General features: G+C 63.1%; 1 protein-coding gene. It reads right to left on the bottom strand.

Annotated features, from left to right (window positions below; genetic code table 11):
• Nucleotides 1–485: transposase (locus ACQGNJ_RS00035; RefSeq protein ID WP_426687205.1), on the bottom strand; the 485-nt coding region annotated here is incomplete at its 3' end.
• Between the last annotated feature and the right edge of the window lie 22 nt (nucleotides 486–507).

The raw sequence follows: 507 nt of genomic DNA, 5'->3' as shown, positions 1-507 counted from the left end.
CGACCCAGCCGCATGACCGAGTAGAGGCGTCGTCTCGATCGGAACGGCGTGAGCCAAGCGTCGATACCGCAGCGCTCGCACGCCATGCCCACGAGCCACGTGGCAAACGCGGCCATCGCGCTGAGCAGCAACAGCACTTCGATACGCGCACCTTTACGGGTAAGACTGTCCTCGAAGCCTTGCCCATAGCGATGGGATTTCAGATCACGGAACGACAGCTCGATCTGCATGCGCCGGCCGTATAGCGTGATCAGCTGGCGCGCACTGAGCGCCAACGAGGGAGAGGCCACCAGCAGCCACGGCTCGGTCTCGCGTTGCGCGTTCTTTCGGCTGTTGGCGTTGCGCGCAGGCGCGCCTTGCCGATTACGGTGCTTGCGTCCTTTGGGTGGCTTGGCATGCAACACCACGCGCGCCGTGAGGGGATTGCTGCGTGCGATATCCATCGATCCGAAATCGCGCGGCTTGCGTGCCGCCAAGGCATACATGGCTTTGCACGTCACCCATTCA

Origin of the sequence: Rhodanobacter ginsengiterrae (genome assembly GCF_050026815.1) — a bacterium.
GTDB classification, from domain to species: domain Bacteria; phylum Pseudomonadota; class Gammaproteobacteria; order Xanthomonadales; family Rhodanobacteraceae; genus Rhodanobacter; species Rhodanobacter ginsengiterrae.
The sequence above is the reverse complement of the archived record's forward strand: the minus strand, read 5'-3'. Positions and strand labels throughout refer to the sequence as shown.